The sequence below is a fragment of the Kaistella yonginensis genome (genome assembly GCF_030409525.1).
Taxonomy (GTDB): Bacteria; Bacteroidota; Bacteroidia; order Flavobacteriales; family Weeksellaceae; genus Kaistella; species Kaistella yonginensis.
In genome coordinates this window covers 41,098-57,210 of sequence record NZ_JAUFQB010000063.1, presented here as the reverse complement: position 1 = coordinate 57,210, position 16,113 = coordinate 41,098, and the positions used below count along the sequence as shown (strand labels likewise).

Below are 16,113 nucleotides of genomic sequence, written 5' to 3'. Positions count from 1 at the left end.
CATGGTTTTAAGCAGAATTTGGAGCGCCTTTATTATTGTCGCCATTATTGTCGCAAGTATAAAATATTTATTTTCTGATTCTTACAAAGCAATTTATAACGATATGGTCGTCGGGAAAAGTGGTGATACCATTCAGATTGCGACCCAAAATATTACTGAACTAAATCCTGAAATCAAAGACGCCTTATTGGTTAAACCAAGTTTTGAACAGGATAGGATACATTATAAAGTTGATTCAGCACAATCGCAAGTCGCTGTCTATAGAGTTCAAGCAACGGATGGTGTCATTGGAACCTCGGAAACTGCGGTAAAAATTTGTTTGGGTTTAATAGGAATTATGACTCTTTTCATGGGTTTTATGAGTATTGCTGAAAGAGCCGGAGGAATCAATTTATTATCGCGCCTGATTCAGCCTTTTTTCTCAAAACTTTTCCCTGAAATCCCCAAAAATCATCCATCTTTCGGACATATGTTGCTGAATTTTTCTGCCAATCTTTTAGGTTTAGATAATGCGGCAACTCCTTTTGGTTTAAAAGCGATGGAAAGTTTACAAACCTTAAATCCAGACAAGGACAATGCCAGTAATTCGCAAATTATGTTTCTTTGTTTACACGCTGGTGGGCTTACTTTAATCCCTGTTTCTATTATTGCAATTCGTGCTTCTATGGGCTCTGCAACGCCTACCGATATTTTTTTACCCTGCATGATCGCTACTTTCGCCGCAACAATGGCCGCGATGATTGTGGTTTCCATTTATCAAAAAATTAATTTATTGCAGCCAGTAGTTATCGCTTACGTTGGTGGGATTTCGGCAATCGTTGGTTTATTGGTGGTGTATTTAGTGAATCTGACCAAAGAAGGCTTGGATAATTTCAGTATGTTATTGAGCAATGGAATCATCCTTTTAATTTTCTTCGCAATCGTTTTAGGCGCACTTTATAAAAAAATCAACGTGTTCGATGCTTTTATTGACGGGGCAAAAGAAGGATTCTGGACTTGTGTAAAAATCATTCCTTATTTGGTCGGAATGCTCATCGCAATTTCATTATTAAGAACATCCGGCGTTTTCGATGTTTTAATTGATGGAATGAAATGGGTTGCAATGGTCGGTGGATTTGACACCCGGTTTGTAGATGGTTTGCCAACCGCACTTATCAAACCGCTTTCGGGTTCTGGAGCTAGAGGAATGATGGTGGATACCATGCAGACTTTTGGCGCCGATAGTTTCCAAGGAAGACTGGCTGCGGTTTTACAAGGAAGTTCTGATACAACTTTCTACGTGATTGCCATCTATTTCGGCGCAGTTGGAATTAAAAATACAAGATATACCGTAACGGCAATGCTCTTGGCAGATTTGGTGGGCGTGATTACTTCTGTGATTTTGGCGTATATTTTCTTTGCGTAGTCACGGTAAAAATTGATTTTATGAAATACTTCAGCAATATAAATTTTTAGGACGAAAAGGTTATAATCGAATATGTCCAAAATAATTGGCATTCTTAACCTTGACCCTTGCAACCCTAACCTTGCACCAAAATAAAAACATGATACACGACAAAGACTACATCATCAGAATAGTAAAACAGTTTTCAGAATTTCTTTCTAAAATGATTTTAGGTGGAGAAAGTGGCGGAGACGAAATAGAACTTCAAAGAGTTTTCGATACCAATATGAACGATACGTTTAAAATGGACTTTGCCACCTTGTCATCAAAATCTTCTGAGGAAATTCTTCAATTGATCAACGACAAAGACAACAGCCATCATATTCCCTTTTTAGAATTGTTGGGAAATTTATTCTACTTTAAAAATAAGGAAAATCCAAACCCGGAACTCGCCGAAAAAGCCCTTGTTTTCTACGAACAATATTTGCAAAAAAGCGGCGTTTTCTCGATGCCGATTGTGAGCAGAATTGGGGAGTTAAAGAAAGCGTAAAATTACATGGATAAATTAAATCTACTCCTATCAGAGAAAAATAATCTGTTACAAAAACTAAAAAAAAAACAAACTATTCTCGGTTGGCTTCGGGTGGGGATATTTCTGTTGATTATTTATTTTTTATTTAAATATTTCGTAGTTGAAAATGGTTTTCAGACTGATTTATATCTGGGAATTTTCTTTGTTTTCATCTTTTTCATTTTAGGCTATTTTTTAGTTAAAGTGAAAGAGCAATTGCTATTTTGTAAAAATTATCTGTACATTGGGAACGAAATCATCACGAAAACCGAATTTAAAACAGGGTTAGATTTTGAGGAGGACATTGACCCTCATCCCTTTGCAAAAGACCTGGATCTTCTGGGTAAAAATTCTCTTTTCAGTGCGATTAGTTATTGCGAAACGCTTTTAGGAAAAAATAAGTTACGGGATTTTCTCTTAAACTTAAGTGTAGAAAAAGAAACAATCATTGCAAAACAGAAATCCCTTGAAGAACTTTCAGAAAAAACCGACTGGAATATTCAATTTCTTACTTTATCTAAATCATTAAATATCGATGGCAACATCGCGCTTCTTGAAGTTAAAGAGCCCGTTTTCAAAATGGCAACTTTAGCCAAAGCAGCTATTGTTTTAGTGCCTATTTTAACTTTAGGAACTTTGCTTTCATTACTATTTATCGAGGTTTCAGGTTTAAATATTGCACTACTCTTCGGTGGGATCTTTTTGGCATCAAGAATTATTTTAATGATTTATGCTCAGAAAATCAATTCGATTTCAGAGACTTTATCTTTCGATTCTACGCAATACGAGCAGTTTTTGGCGGTGTTTTCACATATCGAAAAAGAAAATTTCAAAGAAGAATCTAACAAGAATTTGCAGAAAAAATTCACTTCGGGAGAAAGCAAATCATCCCGAAAGGAAATTGAAAAGTTGGCACGTTTGCTAAGAAATTACGAAAGTGGGAATAGCAACATTGGTTTAATTCTGAATAATTTCTTCCTTTGGAAACTGAACTTTGCCCAACAAATTGAAAAGCAAAGCAAAAAAATCGAGCAAGATTTACCAGAATGGTTTGATGCTTTTGCAGAATTTGAAGCCCTAATTTCTTTTGGAATTTTCAAATTTAAAAATCCAAAATATATCTTTCCCAAAATTTCAGAATCGGGCGAAAAATTAAAAGTTGCGCAGATTGTTCATCCGCTTCTATTAGGTAAAGTAGTCGTTTCCAATGATTTTGAAATCTCAGACAACACAGAAATCTCCATCATAACTGGTGCGAATATGACCGGAAAAAGCACTTTTTTGCGAACAATTGGGGTTAATTTGGTTCTCGCGATGAATGGTTGTCCGGTTGCAGCAAAAGAATTTTCATTTGTCCCGATGGATTTATTTACGTCGATGCGAACGAGTGATTCTTTGAATGAAGGAACTTCTTACTTCAATGCTGAAATTTTAAGGCTGAGAAACCTTGTCGAAAATTTAGAAAATGGAAAACCGCAATTCATCATTTTAGATGAAATTTTAAAAGGCACCAATTCTAAAGATAAATTAACAGGTTCCGAGTTATTTCTGGAAAAACTCATGAAAAGTAAAACGCTTTTTTCCTGCCTGATTGCAACGCACGATTTGGAACTTACCAAAATTGAAGAGAAATTCCCTGCTAAGATTAAAAACTACTGCTTTGAGTTAGAGCAAAAAAATGGTGAATTAGAAACCGATTACAAACTTCAAAACGGCGTAACGAAAAGTATGAATGCAATTTATTTGATGAAGAAGTTTGGAATTATTGAGTCATAAATAAATCGTAATACTGTAACAAATCCCCAAAAAAATCAACTCATTACTAAAATCTGCCATGAAAAAAATCGTCCTATTTTCTCTTTTATTTTCTTCAGTTTTCCTTTTTTCTCAAAAGAAATGGTCATTGCAGGAATGCGTGAGCTATGCGGTAGATAACAATCTGCAGGTAATTCAAAATTCTTATAACAAGAAACTTCAGGATAATTCTTTGGAAGTCGCCAAGCGGCAATATCTTCCCTCGGTTTCTGGAAACATCAATAATAATGCAAGTTTCGGACAGGGTATTGACGTTTTTGGAAACACCAATCGAAATGATAATTTCAGCAACAGGGTCAATGTAGGTGCAGATATATTGATTTATAATAATGGCAGGTTAGAAAAAAATATCAGAAAAACGGAGTTTGATGTGGCGGCAAGTCAGTTTGATGTTGAACGGATCAAAGATGATATCTCAGTGCAGATTGCGCAACAGTATCTTACAATTTTGTTGAATAAAGAAGTAACCAGGATTTCAGAAAGTGCTTTACAGAATGCCGAAAAATTATTCGAGCGTGCTAAAATAACGACAAAAGTTGGAACAACTCCTGAAACGATTTTGGCCGAGGCGGAAGCAGCTTTAGCTCGTGAAAAACAAAATGTTACGACCGCTCGCATTAACACCAACCGCAGTTTACTCTCCTTGGCAATGCTGCTACAGCTTCCAGATTATAAAAACTTTGATATTCAAGATGTTGAGGTTGAAAGTAAAATTGAGGCTCCTTTATTTTCAGCGGAGCAGATTATTGATAAAGCATTTGAAAATCAACCTCAAATAAAAGCTGCAGAAAGTAGAATTAAGTTGGCAGAGGCACAAACCACCCTAACAGAAACCGCTTTTTGGCCAACAGTGACTGCCAACGCTGGAATTGGCACCTCTTATTTTAATTCATTGGTGACCGATTTTGCAGGACGGGATGTTAATGGAAATCCCATCAAAGAAAGTGGATTTTTCAAACAATACAAAGATAATTTCGGCCAACAGCTTGGTCTTTCGGCCAACATTCCAATTTTTAATAAGGGCATCACCAAGTTAAATGTTCAGCAATCCAAAATTAATGAGGACATCGCTAGAAATTCTTTATTGCTTCAAAAACAAGAAGTTTTGCAAAACGTACAACGCGCTCAATTTGATGCAGAAAGCAACTACGGTGCTTATGTCGCCGCTACGGAAGCCGAAAGGAGTTCTAAACTTGCTTTGGATTTTGCCGAGAAAAGTTATAATGCCGGCCGAACAACAATTTATGATTTAAATATTGCCAGAAACAATTATGCGAATGCTCAAGGAAGCGTTGCACAAGCAAAATATAATTATTTATTCAGCTTAAAATTGTTAAATTTCTATGCGGGAATTCCGATTTCTTTATAAAATTTATGGACTTGTTTTTTTTCCATTCGATATTGGAATCAAGCGTATTTTTTATTCTTAACTTTTATAGAAACTCATGTCGATTTCGCTTTTAGAAAAATATCTGCCAGAAAACACTTTACCCTATTTAAAGAAATGGTTTGGTGAGCACCCCATTCACATTAAAATTACAAGAGGAAGAAATTCTAAACTGGGAGATTACCGGAAAATGCCAGATCAATCTCATCAAATTACCATTAATTCTACCTTACAGCCACCGTTGTTTTTCTTTGTATTGGCTCATGAACTGGCTCATTTACTCGCTTTTGAAAACTGCGGACATCGGATTTCACCACATGGATCCGAATGGAAAAACACCTTTAGGACCATGCTTTTAGAAAGTATTTCTATTTTCGATGATGATTTAAAGCCAATTATTTTAAAGTTTGCGAAATCGCCAAAAGCTAACTTTATGTCGAGTCCAGAGTTGGTGCGCTATTTCCACATTGAAGATTATGAAGATGAAACATCTTATATCGAAGATTTAAACATTAATGATCATTTCATGTATAGAAAGCAGATTTATATCATTGATGAAAAACGGAAAAAGAACTATCTTTGTACGCAGCTCGATACGGATAAAAAATATATTTTCAAACCTTTAGCTCGAGTAGAAAAAATAAGCTAACTATGTCTAAATCAAATAACTACTGCGTTATCATGGCAGGAGGAGTCGGAAGCAGATTCTGGCCATTGAGTACTCAAAAATACCCCAAGCAATTTCAAGATATTTTAGGAACCGGCAGAACCATGATTCAGCAAACCTACGATCGAATTGAAAAGATTGTTCCGGTGGAAAATATATATGTTATCACCAACAAAGAATATATTGCACTTACAGAAGATCAACTTCCAGAAATAAAGAAAGAGAATATTGTTGGCGAACCGATGATGAAAAATACGGCAGCCTGCAATATCTATATGGCCAAGAAAATTGCTGATAAAAATCCAAATGCAAATATTATTGTTTTGCCGGCGGATCATTTGATTTTAAAGGAAAATATTTTTCTAAAAAAAGCAGAACTTGCCTTTAATTTGGCAGAAAAAAATGATTTTCTTATTACATTGGGAATTAAGCCATCGCGTCCAGATACGGGATATGGTTATATTCAATTCGTTGAAAAGAAAAAATCCGAATTTTTTAAAGTGAAGACTTTTACGGAAAAACCTGATTTAGAAATTGCTAAAACATTTTTAGAAAGTGGTGATTTCCTTTGGAATGCTGGTATTTTCGTTTGGAATGTAAAATCAATTCTCACTGCTTTTGATACTTTTTTACCAGAAATGACTCAAAATTTTGCAAGTTGTGAGTACAATTCAAAGGAAGAAGAATACTGTATCGATTTAATTTATCCGAAGGTTAATAAAATTTCGATAGATAACGGCATCTTAGAAAAAGCACAAAATGTGTATGTAATTCCGGCTGATCTGGGTTGGAGTGATCTAGGAACGTGGACTTCAATTTACGAAAATGCCGACAAAGGTGAAAATGATAATGCTATCAACACCAAACATTTTGTAATGTACCATTCAAAAGGAAATTTGATAAACTTGAAAAACGACCAAAAAGCAGTTGTAATCGATGGTTTAGAGGATTACATCGTGATTGATACGGAAAAAGCACTTTTAATTTGCCCTCGCAAAAATGACCAGCTCATCAAAGATTACGTTCAGGATTTGAAAGCATTAAAAAAAGGAGATAAATTTTTATAAATTAAAGATCAATTTTTAGGAGATCCGTTCATTAAGTTGTAGGGATTTTCCTTTAAATAAGATTGATAATTTCCTGAATATCAATTTCTTCTAAGCACGCCCAGTCACCTCGAAAACACTCTTTATCCCCGAAAACAGAGCAAGGTCTACAGGTTAAATCATTCACTTGAACGGTGTCTTTTTCAAGTTGTCCGTACCCGAGAAAACCAGCATAAGGATGAGTGGAGCCCCAAATCGAGATACAACGCGTTCCCACCAAACTGGCCAAATGCATGTTGGCAGAATCCATGGAAATCATCACTTCCAGCGCTGATATCTTTTGCAACTCTTCTTTTAAACTTAAGGTTCCAGCTAAATTGGTGGTATTGGGGACTTTTTCTTGCCAGTCGTTTAGAATGGCAACTTCGTGCTTTCCGCCACCAAAGAAATATATTTTGTGAGTTTTGGCTACTATTCTCACGACTTCTAACATTTTTTCTAACGGCAACATTTTACCTTTATGTTGGGCAAATGGTGCAATCCCAATTCCGGTTTTAGTAACTGATTTTGGCAGATATTGATGAGAAAGTTCCAGCTTGAAATTCATCGCTCGAAATACCTCCGCATAACGCTCGCTCGTTGGAAGCAGTTTTTTCTTATCTAAGTTCCAAACATCAGTTAGTAGTTCTTTTTCTTTTTTTCCTTTGTTAATTTTAAAAACCTGTAAACCGTTTTTCGTAAAAAATAAATTAAGGGTTTTTGTTCGAATTACATCATGTAAATCTGCAATATAAGTTGGGCTAAATTCCTTGAGTAAACGTTTTCCTAATTTTCTTAAGCCAAGGATTCCTTTGTAATCGTCCAGATCAATTCCGATAAAAGTAAGCTTAGGAATTCCCTCAAAAAGATCTTTGAAATTTTGACGAGAGACCATGACCAATTCTACCTCAGGATTTTGTTGAAGGAATTCGGTGATTACAGGAACCGTCATTGCAACGTCACCGAAAGCTGAAAAACGGTATGCTAAGATTTTGATCACGCTTTTAACTGATAAGCTACGGCGTAAAACTTGATTTGCTTGGTCATCGCCATGAGACCATTAGCCCGGGATGGCGACAAAAACTCCTGCAGGCCGACTTCTTCAATAAATTTAAAATCAGAATCTAAAATCTCTTGGGTAGAATGGCCGCTATAGATAGAAACTAAGAGAGCGATAATTCCTTTAGGCAAAATGCCGTCGGAATCAGCATTAAAGTAGAGTTTACCTTCTTTAAAATCAGCATCGATCCATACTTTTGATTGGCAACCTTTGATTAAATTGTCATCGGTTTTTTTATCATCAGAAATCCCTTTCAATTCTTTGCCCAAATCGATGAGGTATTCGTATTTCTGTTCCCAATCTTCCATAAAGGCAAATGTTTCTACGGTTTCTTGTTGTTTTTCTTTGATGGTCATTGCGCAATTCTATTTGTACAAAGGTAATAAATTAGGTCTTAGAAATTTTCAGCTTTTACTTTTTCAAATAAGTTCAGCAATTTCGGCTCTTCGTTTTCCCAACATAACTCTGTTGCTGCCGTATTTAGTGCGTCTTTATAATATAATTTTCCATTTTTCAGGACCAATCTTATTTTTTCAGCCAACTGATCGTGACAGCTCATCTTTTCGCCGGCTTGAAACCGATCAATCACTTTTCTCATTTCGGGAAAATCAGAAACAACCACTGGGATGCGGGCTTGGATATAATCGGAAACTTTATTCGGCATCGAGTAGTAGTAGCTAAGGCCATTATTTTCTTCTATGCTTAAGCCAACATCTGCTTTTCTCGTAATTTCAGCTAATTTTTTTGGTAAAAGTTTCCCAAGAAACTTCACTTTGTGATGTAGACTTAAAGAATTCGTTAAATTTTCTAGGGCAATTTTTTGGGGTCCATCTCCTGCAATCCAAAGTTCTGCATTTTCAATTTCGGACATCGCAGGAATAATTTTATCTAAACCTCTAGAAGGATTAATTACCCCTTGGTACAAGATGATTTTAGGGCAGTTAATTTCATCATAGTTCTGTGAATTTACGGTCTTTACTGGAAAATTTTGAACCGTTATGGGTCTTGCCATTTCGTAAGTTTTCACAAACCAATCGGAATAACTTTCACTGGCAGTCAGGACATATTTAAGATTTGGCATAACCCAACGTTCTAAAATCCGCCATATTTTTTGCGTAAACCTTCTTTGGAGTGCGGGCATTTCGGTGAAAATTTCATGACTGTCAAATACCAAAGGGATTCTTAATTTTTTAGAAATCAGATAATTGGGCAAAAGAGTGTCTAAATCATTCGAGAGAAGAATACAGTTTTTATCTGCTTTCTTTAAAAGTTCTTTATACAATCTCCATTGAAATTCAAGGTAGGCATAACGCAGGATTTTTGATTTTAAAGCAATTCGTGAATACGGATAACTTCTTTCCATTTCAGGCGCGCCGCCCCAATTATTTCCGAGTAATATAACATGGTAACCATTTTTGCCTAAAGATTCACAAACCTTTTCTACCCGTTGGTCTGTATATAAATTATTGAAAACGCTAACGATTACTTTCACTGGCGAAATTTACGCTTTTTTGACCAAGTGATACCCTTGAATGAAGCAAAGTATCGCGTTTGGAATAATAATTGGCCACAGATAATTACTGAAAATACCATATAACACAAAAAGAACGCAACCAACAAGATTTACAATTCTTATTTTCAGAATGTCTTTTAACATAAAACTTAAAACTACGAAGAAAGACGCAGCGTAACCGATGTAATTGGTAATTTCAGGAGTCATACGATGATATTTTTGGGGAGACAAACCTAATCATTTTCAATGAGATGAAGAAATATTCTCTGCCAATTAGTCTTGAATTAATTTTGGTAAAGAATTTGTAACTTTAGAAGAGAATATAGAGATTTTTATCTATCTTTAATTAACAGACGAGAAACAAAAATATGGATAGTCAATTTTCAAACGGTTTGGACCAAGTTTTCAAGCACAGTAAAAACGAAGCAAGACGCTTGCACAGCGAGTTTCTAAACACAGAACATTTCCTGTTGGGAATGATTAAAACAGACAACTCTGCCAAAGAGATCATGCATAATTTGGGAGCCGATTTAACCCAAATCAAAAGAAAAATCGAAACCATGTCCGTTGCCAGTTTAAATCCATTTTCAGTAGAAAGTGAGAAAATATCTTTTACCAAAATGGCTGATCAGGCCGTAAAAAGATCAGAACTGGAATGCAGACAATATCAAAGTTCAGAAGTAAATACCGTTCATCTACTGCTTGGGATTCTTTATAAATCAGAGGATCCCACCACAAGTATCCTTAGTTCATATGATATTGATTATGAACGGGTAACGAAAGAATACCAAACCATGCTCAAAAATTCTGGTCAAGACCCGAAAATGAGCGCCTATGATGATGATGAAGAACGGGAAGACTTTGGACAGATGAGAAAACCTACCGGAAATATCGGTACCGGAAAAAGCAAAACGCCAACTTTAGATAACTTCGGGCGGGATTTAACCACTTTAGCCAGAGAGGGAAAGCTCGATCCGGTTATTGGTCGTGAAAAAGAAATCGAAAGAGTTTCACAAATTTTGTCAAGAAGGAAAAAGAATAATCCACTATTGATCGGTGAGCCAGGCGTTGGTAAATCAGCGATTGCAGAAGGGTTGGCTTTGCGAATTCAACAGAAAAAAGTTTCGCGTGTTTTATATGGAAAACGCGTAATCACCTTGGATCTCGCAGGCTTGGTTGCTGGAACAAAATATCGTGGTCAGTTTGAAGAGCGCATGAAAGCAATCATGACTGAATTGGAAAAAAACCGAGATGTTATCTTATTCATCGACGAACTACATACCATCGTGGGTGCAGGGAGTTCAACAGGAAGTTTGGATGCTTCAAATATGTTTAAACCTGCGCTAGCCAGAGGTGAAATTCAATGTATTGGTGCAACAACACTTGATGAATACAGGCAATACATTGAAAAAGATGGTGCACTAGAAAGACGTTTCCAAAAGGTAATGGTAGAACCAACAACCGTAGAAGAAACCGTCCAAATTTTGCACCAAATTAAAGATAAATACGAAGATCACCACAATGTAACGTATACTGATGAAGCCATTTTAGCTTGTGTGAATTTAACCGCAAGATATATTACCGATCGGTTCTTACCCGATAAAGCGATTGATGCTATGGACGAAGCAGGATCCAGAGTGTATATCAAAAACATGAAAGTTCCTACCATCATCATCGAACATGAAAAAAGTATCGAAGAGATTAAAGAACTTAAACAAGAGGCTGTAAAAAAACAGGATTATCTAGAAGCCCGTAAATTGAAAGATGAAGAGGAGCGATTGCAGATGGAATTAAATGCTGCGCAAGAGGCTTGGGATAAAGATGTGAAAGAGAAAAAAGAAACCGTGAGTGAAGAAAGTGTTGCCGAGGTGGTTTCCATGATGAGTGGGATCCCGGTAACCAAAGTCGGCAAAAATGAGTTGGATAAACTAGCACTGATGGATGAATTACTCAACGGAAAAGTTATCGGACAGAAAGATGCAGTTAAAAAGGTAGTGAAAGCCATCCAAAGAAACAGAGCTGGCTTGAAAGATCCAAATCGACCGATAGGTACCTTTATTTTCTTAGGAACAACCGGTGTTGGTAAAACTGAATTGGCCAAAGTAATGGCTCGCGAACTTTTTGATTCTGATGAAGCTTTAATTAGAATCGATATGAGTGAGTATATGGAGAAATTTGCAGTTTCCCGTTTAGTGGGTGCGCCTCCAGGATATGTAGGATATGAAGAAGGTGGGCAACTCACAGAGGCAGTTCGTAGAAAACCTTATGCTGTAGTGCTTTTGGATGAAATCGAAAAAGCCCATCCAGATGTTTTCAATATCTTACTACAAATTTTAGATGAAGGTTTTGTAACCGATTCTTTAGGTAGAAAAATTGATTTTAGAAATACAATTATTATTCTAACATCTAATATTGGAACTCGGGATTTAAAAGATTTTGGAGATGGTGTTGGATTTGGAACGATTGCAAAGAAAACCAATACCGATGCAAGAGCGAGAAGTACCATCGAGAACGCTTTGAAGAAAGCATTTGCGCCAGAATTCCTGAACAGAATTGATGATATCGTTATCTTTAATAATTTAGAAAAAGAAGATATTTCTAAAATTATCGATTTGGAATTGGCGAAATTGTACAACCGTCTGGAAAAGTTAAATTACAAAGTTGACTTAACCGATGAAGCCAAAGATTTTATTGCAGAGAAAGGTTGGGACAAAGACTTTGGAGCGAGACCTCTGAAAAGAGCAATCCAAAAATATATCGAAGATTTATTGGCAGAAATGTTAGTCAACAAGCTACTGACCGAAGGAGGTACCGTAGTTTTAAAATTAAATGAAGCCAAAGATGGGTTAGAAGGTCAACCTGTAAAAAAGAAAACAACTGTAAAATAAGTTTTAAGTTAGACAACCAAATGGAAATCCCTCTCTTCAAGTAATGATGAGAGGGATTTTTTTGGTTTACGTTTATTTTATTTCTACGCAACCAACTCTGCCACCAGCATTTCCCGTTGGTTGACTGTGGAAATCATCTGCATCTGCATGAATAATGATTGATTTTCCCTTGATGTTTTTAGTTTCATCTTTACAACCCAGACACCATTTATCGGTATTGAAAATCAATCTCGCCGTTCCATCTTTATCCGCGACTAAATTCCCAATATCACCCATGTGATACTCACCATGTTCCCATTTTCCGTGATTTTCCGTGGTAGGATTCCAGTGACCGCCAGCAGAGCTGCCATCGGCTGCGGAGCAATCTCCCTTTTCATGGATATGCACAGCGTGAATTCCAGGGGTTAATTTATAAACATTCAAATCCAAAGTAACATTTTTACCCTTTTGCTCGAAGTTTGCCGTTCCTTGCGTTTCAGTTCCGCTTTTAGAATTAATGACATAAGACTTTGTACTGGTGCAAGATACCGCAAATAGGGCACTGCAAACGAACATCGAAAGCGTAGCGATTTTCATAAAATTATTTTTTTAAGTTAATATGAGATAAGCCTTTTTACAGGAAAATTGAAGGTTAAAGATACCATTCGGTTTACAAAATTAACCATTCAGTAGATTAAATTTTCAGCAAAACCCATTCCGTAATACATTTGAAGCGTAAAATAATCACCATGCAAACATTTATTATTTCAAAAGTGCTGCTTCTTGTATTTTTATTAATGGATATTTTCTCTCACGCACAAATTACAATTTCCGGGCAAGTTCATTTTAAAAATAGAGGGATGAAGGCTATTTCAGTCACTTTAAAAGACACTTACGATGGAGCAACAACGGATGAATTTGGCAATTATTCCTTTGAAACCACTGAAAAAGGAGCACGAATTTTGGTTTTTTCAAACATGAAATTTGTTGAAATTCAGAAAACCATCATGATAGGAAATGAGAATCTTATCGTTAATTCTACCCTGAAAGAGCAGGTTTCCGAAATAGATGCCGTGGTTATTTCTGCGGGGTCAATTGAAGCGAGTGATAAAAAACGCGCGACAGCACTTTTAACCCCAATCGATATCTATACGACCGCTGGAGCAAATGGTCAAATTTCTTCCGCTTTGGAGACGCTTCCTGGGGTGCAAAAAATTGGGGAAACTGAAGGTTTATTTGTGCGCGGTGGAACAAGCGAAGAAACCAAATTTTTTATGGATGGGAATTTGGTGAACAATTTTTTCGGCAACTCAATTCCGGGTGTGAAATCGATGGATCGCTTAAATACATCGTTATTTAAAGGAAATGTTTTTTCAAGCGGTGGTTATTCCGCCGTTTATGGCCAAGCCTTGTCTTCGGTTCTTGTCTTAGAAAGTATCGATTTTCCTGAGCGTAATTCCGTTGACATCGGGATTTCTCCTTTGTTCCTAACCGCAGGCTTTCAAAATGTTAATGAAGAAAAATCAAAATCATTTGGCATTTTTGGCTCGTATTCAAATCTGGGATTGATGACCAAATTAATTAAATTCAATAATAATTTCACCAAAGCACCTGAAGCCTTTGGCACCAATTTTAACTTTCGATTAAAAAATAAAAATGGTGGAATTCTGAAATATTATGGCAGTTATGATACCAATAAAATTGCGTTGCAAGCAGAAAGCTTAGAGACCAATAGCGATTTTGATAATACATCACTACAAGGCAAAAACACTTTTCACAACCTGTCTTTCCGTCAGAAATTTGGCAAATATCTTTTAAATCTTGGGAGCTCGTACACCTTCAATTCTAATACAATTGCGCTAAGTTCTATTTTTGATAATGCAGAAATTAATCCCACTACCATTGCTATTAATACGAACTACTTTAATGCAAAGGGAATATTGGAAAGAAAAATCAACCGTATTTCTGCTGTTAGAGGTGGTATTGAATTCAATGAGGCGCGTGAAAAGATAGCGCTTGAGCTTCCTTCAATTCCATTTCAATTCAATAATCAAATTACTGCGGTTTTTACAGAAACAGAGGTAGGCTTCAGCAATCATTTATCAGCCAAACTGGGATTAAGATCAGAATATTCCTCAGCAATTACCCAATGGAATCTCTCACCGAGATTAGCGATGGCCTATCGGATTTCAACCCACTGGACGAGTTCTTTGGCCTATGGAATTTTCTACCAAAACCCCGACCAGAAATACTTTGGTCGTAATTCTTTACATAATCAAAAAGCAGAACATTATATTTTACAAGTTCAAAAATCAACGGACGGCAGAAGTTTTCGTCTCGAAGCTTTCTATAAAAACTATAGTGATTTAATTAAAACCAAAATTCTAAACCAGCGACCAGTTGCCATTAATAATAATGGAGACGGATTTGCAAAAGGCATTGAGGTTTTTTGGCGTGACAAGAAATCACTTAAAAATATTGATTTTTGGGTTTCCTATTCCTATTTAGATTCCAAACGCAATTTCCAGTATTATGACCAAAGCTTATTTCCGAATTTTGCGGCAAAACATACGCTTTCTGTCGTTGCTAAAAAATTCGTTACCGATTGGAAAACAGGTTTTAACCTTTCTTATAAGTACGCTTCTGGGCGACCTTTTTATAATTTTCAGACAGACAACAATGGCGAGTACTATTTAATGAGCCAAGGCACCTTGAAAAATTATAACGCACTCAACTTTAGTTTAAATTACTTGCCCAATCTGGGAAAAAAAGAGGCGAAAGCCTTTACAATTTTGGTCTTGTCGGTGAATAATATTTTGCAGCAAAAGAACATTTACGGATTTCAATTTTCAAAGGACGGTTTACGCAGCAACGCTGTTTTGCCATCTGCCAGTACTTTTGTTTTCATCGGAGCCTTCATCAATTTCGGGATCGACCGAACACAGGATGTAATTAACAGCAATCTTTAATACGGTTCAGAAAATGGAATTGACCTTTCAGTAACATAAAATTTCCGAACATATTTACCTCAATTACCTTTGTAGTATCAAAACAGAATAAAAATCAAATACCTACCTCATGAAAAAATTATTTCTAACAATGCTTCTGATGATTTCAGCGAGCATTTTTGCCCAAACTACTTTTGACAAAGTGATGACTGAAAAAATCGCAAAATTAGAGCAGTCAAAAACTCCAGAAGATTTTACAGCTTTGTCGGATGATTTTGTAAGAATCGGTGACAAAGAAAAAACACAGTGGCTGCCCTATTATTACGCAGCTCACGCCACTATTGAAAAAGGCAGAAACTTAATGCGTACCGGAAAAATTACTGAACTGGACGACATTGCAGTAGAAGCACAAACTTCTTTAGATAAAGCAGCTTCACTCAGTAAAAAAAATCCTGAAATACTTATTTTACAGAAAATGATTCACGGATTAAAAATGATGGTTGATCCGCAAGCTCGGTTTATGAGCGAAGGAATGTTGGGAGCAGAAGCCTTGGCTAAAGCTGAAGAACTTGATCCCGAAAATCCGAGAGTAACTTTATTGAAAGCCGAAGATACCTATTTCACACCGGAACAATTTGGCGGCAGTAAAAAAAAGGGATTGGAGCTATTTCAAAAGTCTCTGGATCAATTTAAAGTCTATCAGCCCAAAACGCTCTTAGGTCCAACTTGGGGAAAATCCGAAGCGGAGTATTTTTTGACCAATAAACCCTAATTCATCCTCATTCCTCGTAAAAACCTCTGGAATTTCTAGAGGTT

At 36.3% G+C, this 16,113-nt stretch carries 14 protein-coding genes; 9 read left to right on the top strand and 5 right to left on the bottom strand.

Features of this window, described 5'->3' with window-relative positions:
* Position 1: 1 nt before the first annotated feature.
* The 6 genes from QWY78_RS14320 to QWY78_RS14295 all read left to right on the top strand — a co-directional run bounded on the left by QWY78_RS14320 (position 2) and on the right by QWY78_RS14295 (position 6,891).
* A complete protein-coding gene (locus tag QWY78_RS14320; RefSeq protein WP_290221086.1) occupies positions 2–1,405 on the top strand; it encodes a nucleoside recognition domain-containing protein in 1,404 nt (467 codons plus the stop codon).
* 139 nt (positions 1,406–1,544) lie between these two features.
* The gene (locus QWY78_RS14315; protein WP_290221083.1) at positions 1,545–1,934 is read left to right on the top strand and encodes a hypothetical protein; all 390 of its coding nucleotides are present in this window, start codon (positions 1,545–1,547) and stop codon (positions 1,932–1,934) included.
* Positions 1,935–1,940: 6 nt separating this feature from the next.
* On the top strand, positions 1,941–3,731 hold the full coding sequence (locus QWY78_RS14310) for a MutS-related protein (protein WP_290221080.1): 1,791 nt from the start codon (positions 1,941–1,943) through the stop codon (positions 3,729–3,731).
* A 58-nt stretch (positions 3,732–3,789) separates the two neighbouring features.
* Positions 3,790–5,139, top strand: a complete 1,350-nt coding sequence (locus tag QWY78_RS14305; RefSeq protein ID WP_290221076.1) for a TolC family protein — start codon at positions 3,790–3,792, stop codon at positions 5,137–5,139.
* A 76-nt stretch (positions 5,140–5,215) separates the two neighbouring features.
* Complete coding sequence (locus tag QWY78_RS14300; RefSeq protein ID WP_290221073.1) at positions 5,216–5,806, top strand: ImmA/IrrE family metallo-endopeptidase; 591 nt, start codon at positions 5,216–5,218, stop codon at positions 5,804–5,806.
* A 2-nt stretch (positions 5,807–5,808) separates the two neighbouring features.
* Positions 5,809–6,891, top strand: a complete 1,083-nt coding sequence (locus tag QWY78_RS14295) for a mannose-1-phosphate guanylyltransferase (RefSeq protein ID WP_290221069.1) — start codon at positions 5,809–5,811, stop codon at positions 6,889–6,891.
* A 52-nt stretch (positions 6,892–6,943) separates the two neighbouring features.
* Here QWY78_RS14295 and QWY78_RS14290 read toward each other — a convergent pair whose 3' ends face one another.
* The 4 genes from QWY78_RS14290 to QWY78_RS14275 are packed head-to-tail and all read right to left on the bottom strand — an operon-like array spanning position 6,944 to position 9,689.
* Positions 6,944–7,906 carry a glycosyltransferase family 9 protein gene (locus tag QWY78_RS14290; RefSeq protein WP_290221366.1) on the bottom strand — a complete coding sequence of 321 codons (963 nt, stop codon included), beginning with the start codon at positions 7,904–7,906 and terminating at the stop codon, positions 6,944–6,946.
* Complete coding sequence (locus QWY78_RS14285) at positions 7,906–8,325, bottom strand: SufE family protein (protein WP_290221066.1); 420 nt, start codon at positions 8,323–8,325, stop codon at positions 7,906–7,908. Before QWY78_RS14285 ends, QWY78_RS14290 begins: the two co-directional genes overlap by 1 nt.
* Before the next feature lie 38 nt (positions 8,326–8,363).
* Positions 8,364–9,461, bottom strand: a complete 1,098-nt coding sequence (locus tag QWY78_RS14280; protein ID WP_290221063.1) for a glycosyltransferase — start codon at positions 9,459–9,461, stop codon at positions 8,364–8,366.
* Between the two features lie 9 nt (positions 9,462–9,470).
* Entirely contained in the window at positions 9,471–9,689 is a 219-nt protein-coding gene (locus QWY78_RS14275) for a uroporphyrinogen decarboxylase (RefSeq protein ID WP_290221060.1), read from the bottom strand.
* Between the two features lie 161 nt (positions 9,690–9,850).
* On the opposite strand from QWY78_RS14275, the gene QWY78_RS14270 reads away from it, so the two are divergent.
* Positions 9,851–12,370, top strand: coding sequence for an ATP-dependent Clp protease ATP-binding subunit (locus QWY78_RS14270; protein ID WP_290221057.1), 2,520 nt, complete (start codon positions 9,851–9,853; stop codon positions 12,368–12,370).
* A 72-nt stretch (positions 12,371–12,442) separates the two neighbouring features.
* Here QWY78_RS14270 and QWY78_RS14265 read toward each other — a convergent pair whose 3' ends face one another.
* Positions 12,443–12,946, bottom strand: a complete 504-nt coding sequence (locus tag QWY78_RS14265; RefSeq protein WP_290221054.1) for a superoxide dismutase family protein — start codon at positions 12,944–12,946, stop codon at positions 12,443–12,445.
* A 152-nt stretch (positions 12,947–13,098) separates the two neighbouring features.
* Here QWY78_RS14265 and QWY78_RS14260 point away from each other — a divergent pair, with 152 nt between their 5' ends.
* A complete protein-coding gene (locus QWY78_RS14260; protein ID WP_290221051.1) occupies positions 13,099–15,318 on the top strand; it encodes a TonB-dependent receptor in 2,220 nt (739 codons plus the stop codon).
* A 109-nt stretch (positions 15,319–15,427) separates the two neighbouring features.
* On the top strand, positions 15,428–16,069 hold the full coding sequence (locus QWY78_RS14255; protein WP_290221048.1) for a hypothetical protein: 642 nt from the start codon (positions 15,428–15,430) through the stop codon (positions 16,067–16,069).
* Positions 16,070–16,113 lie beyond the last annotated feature (44 nt).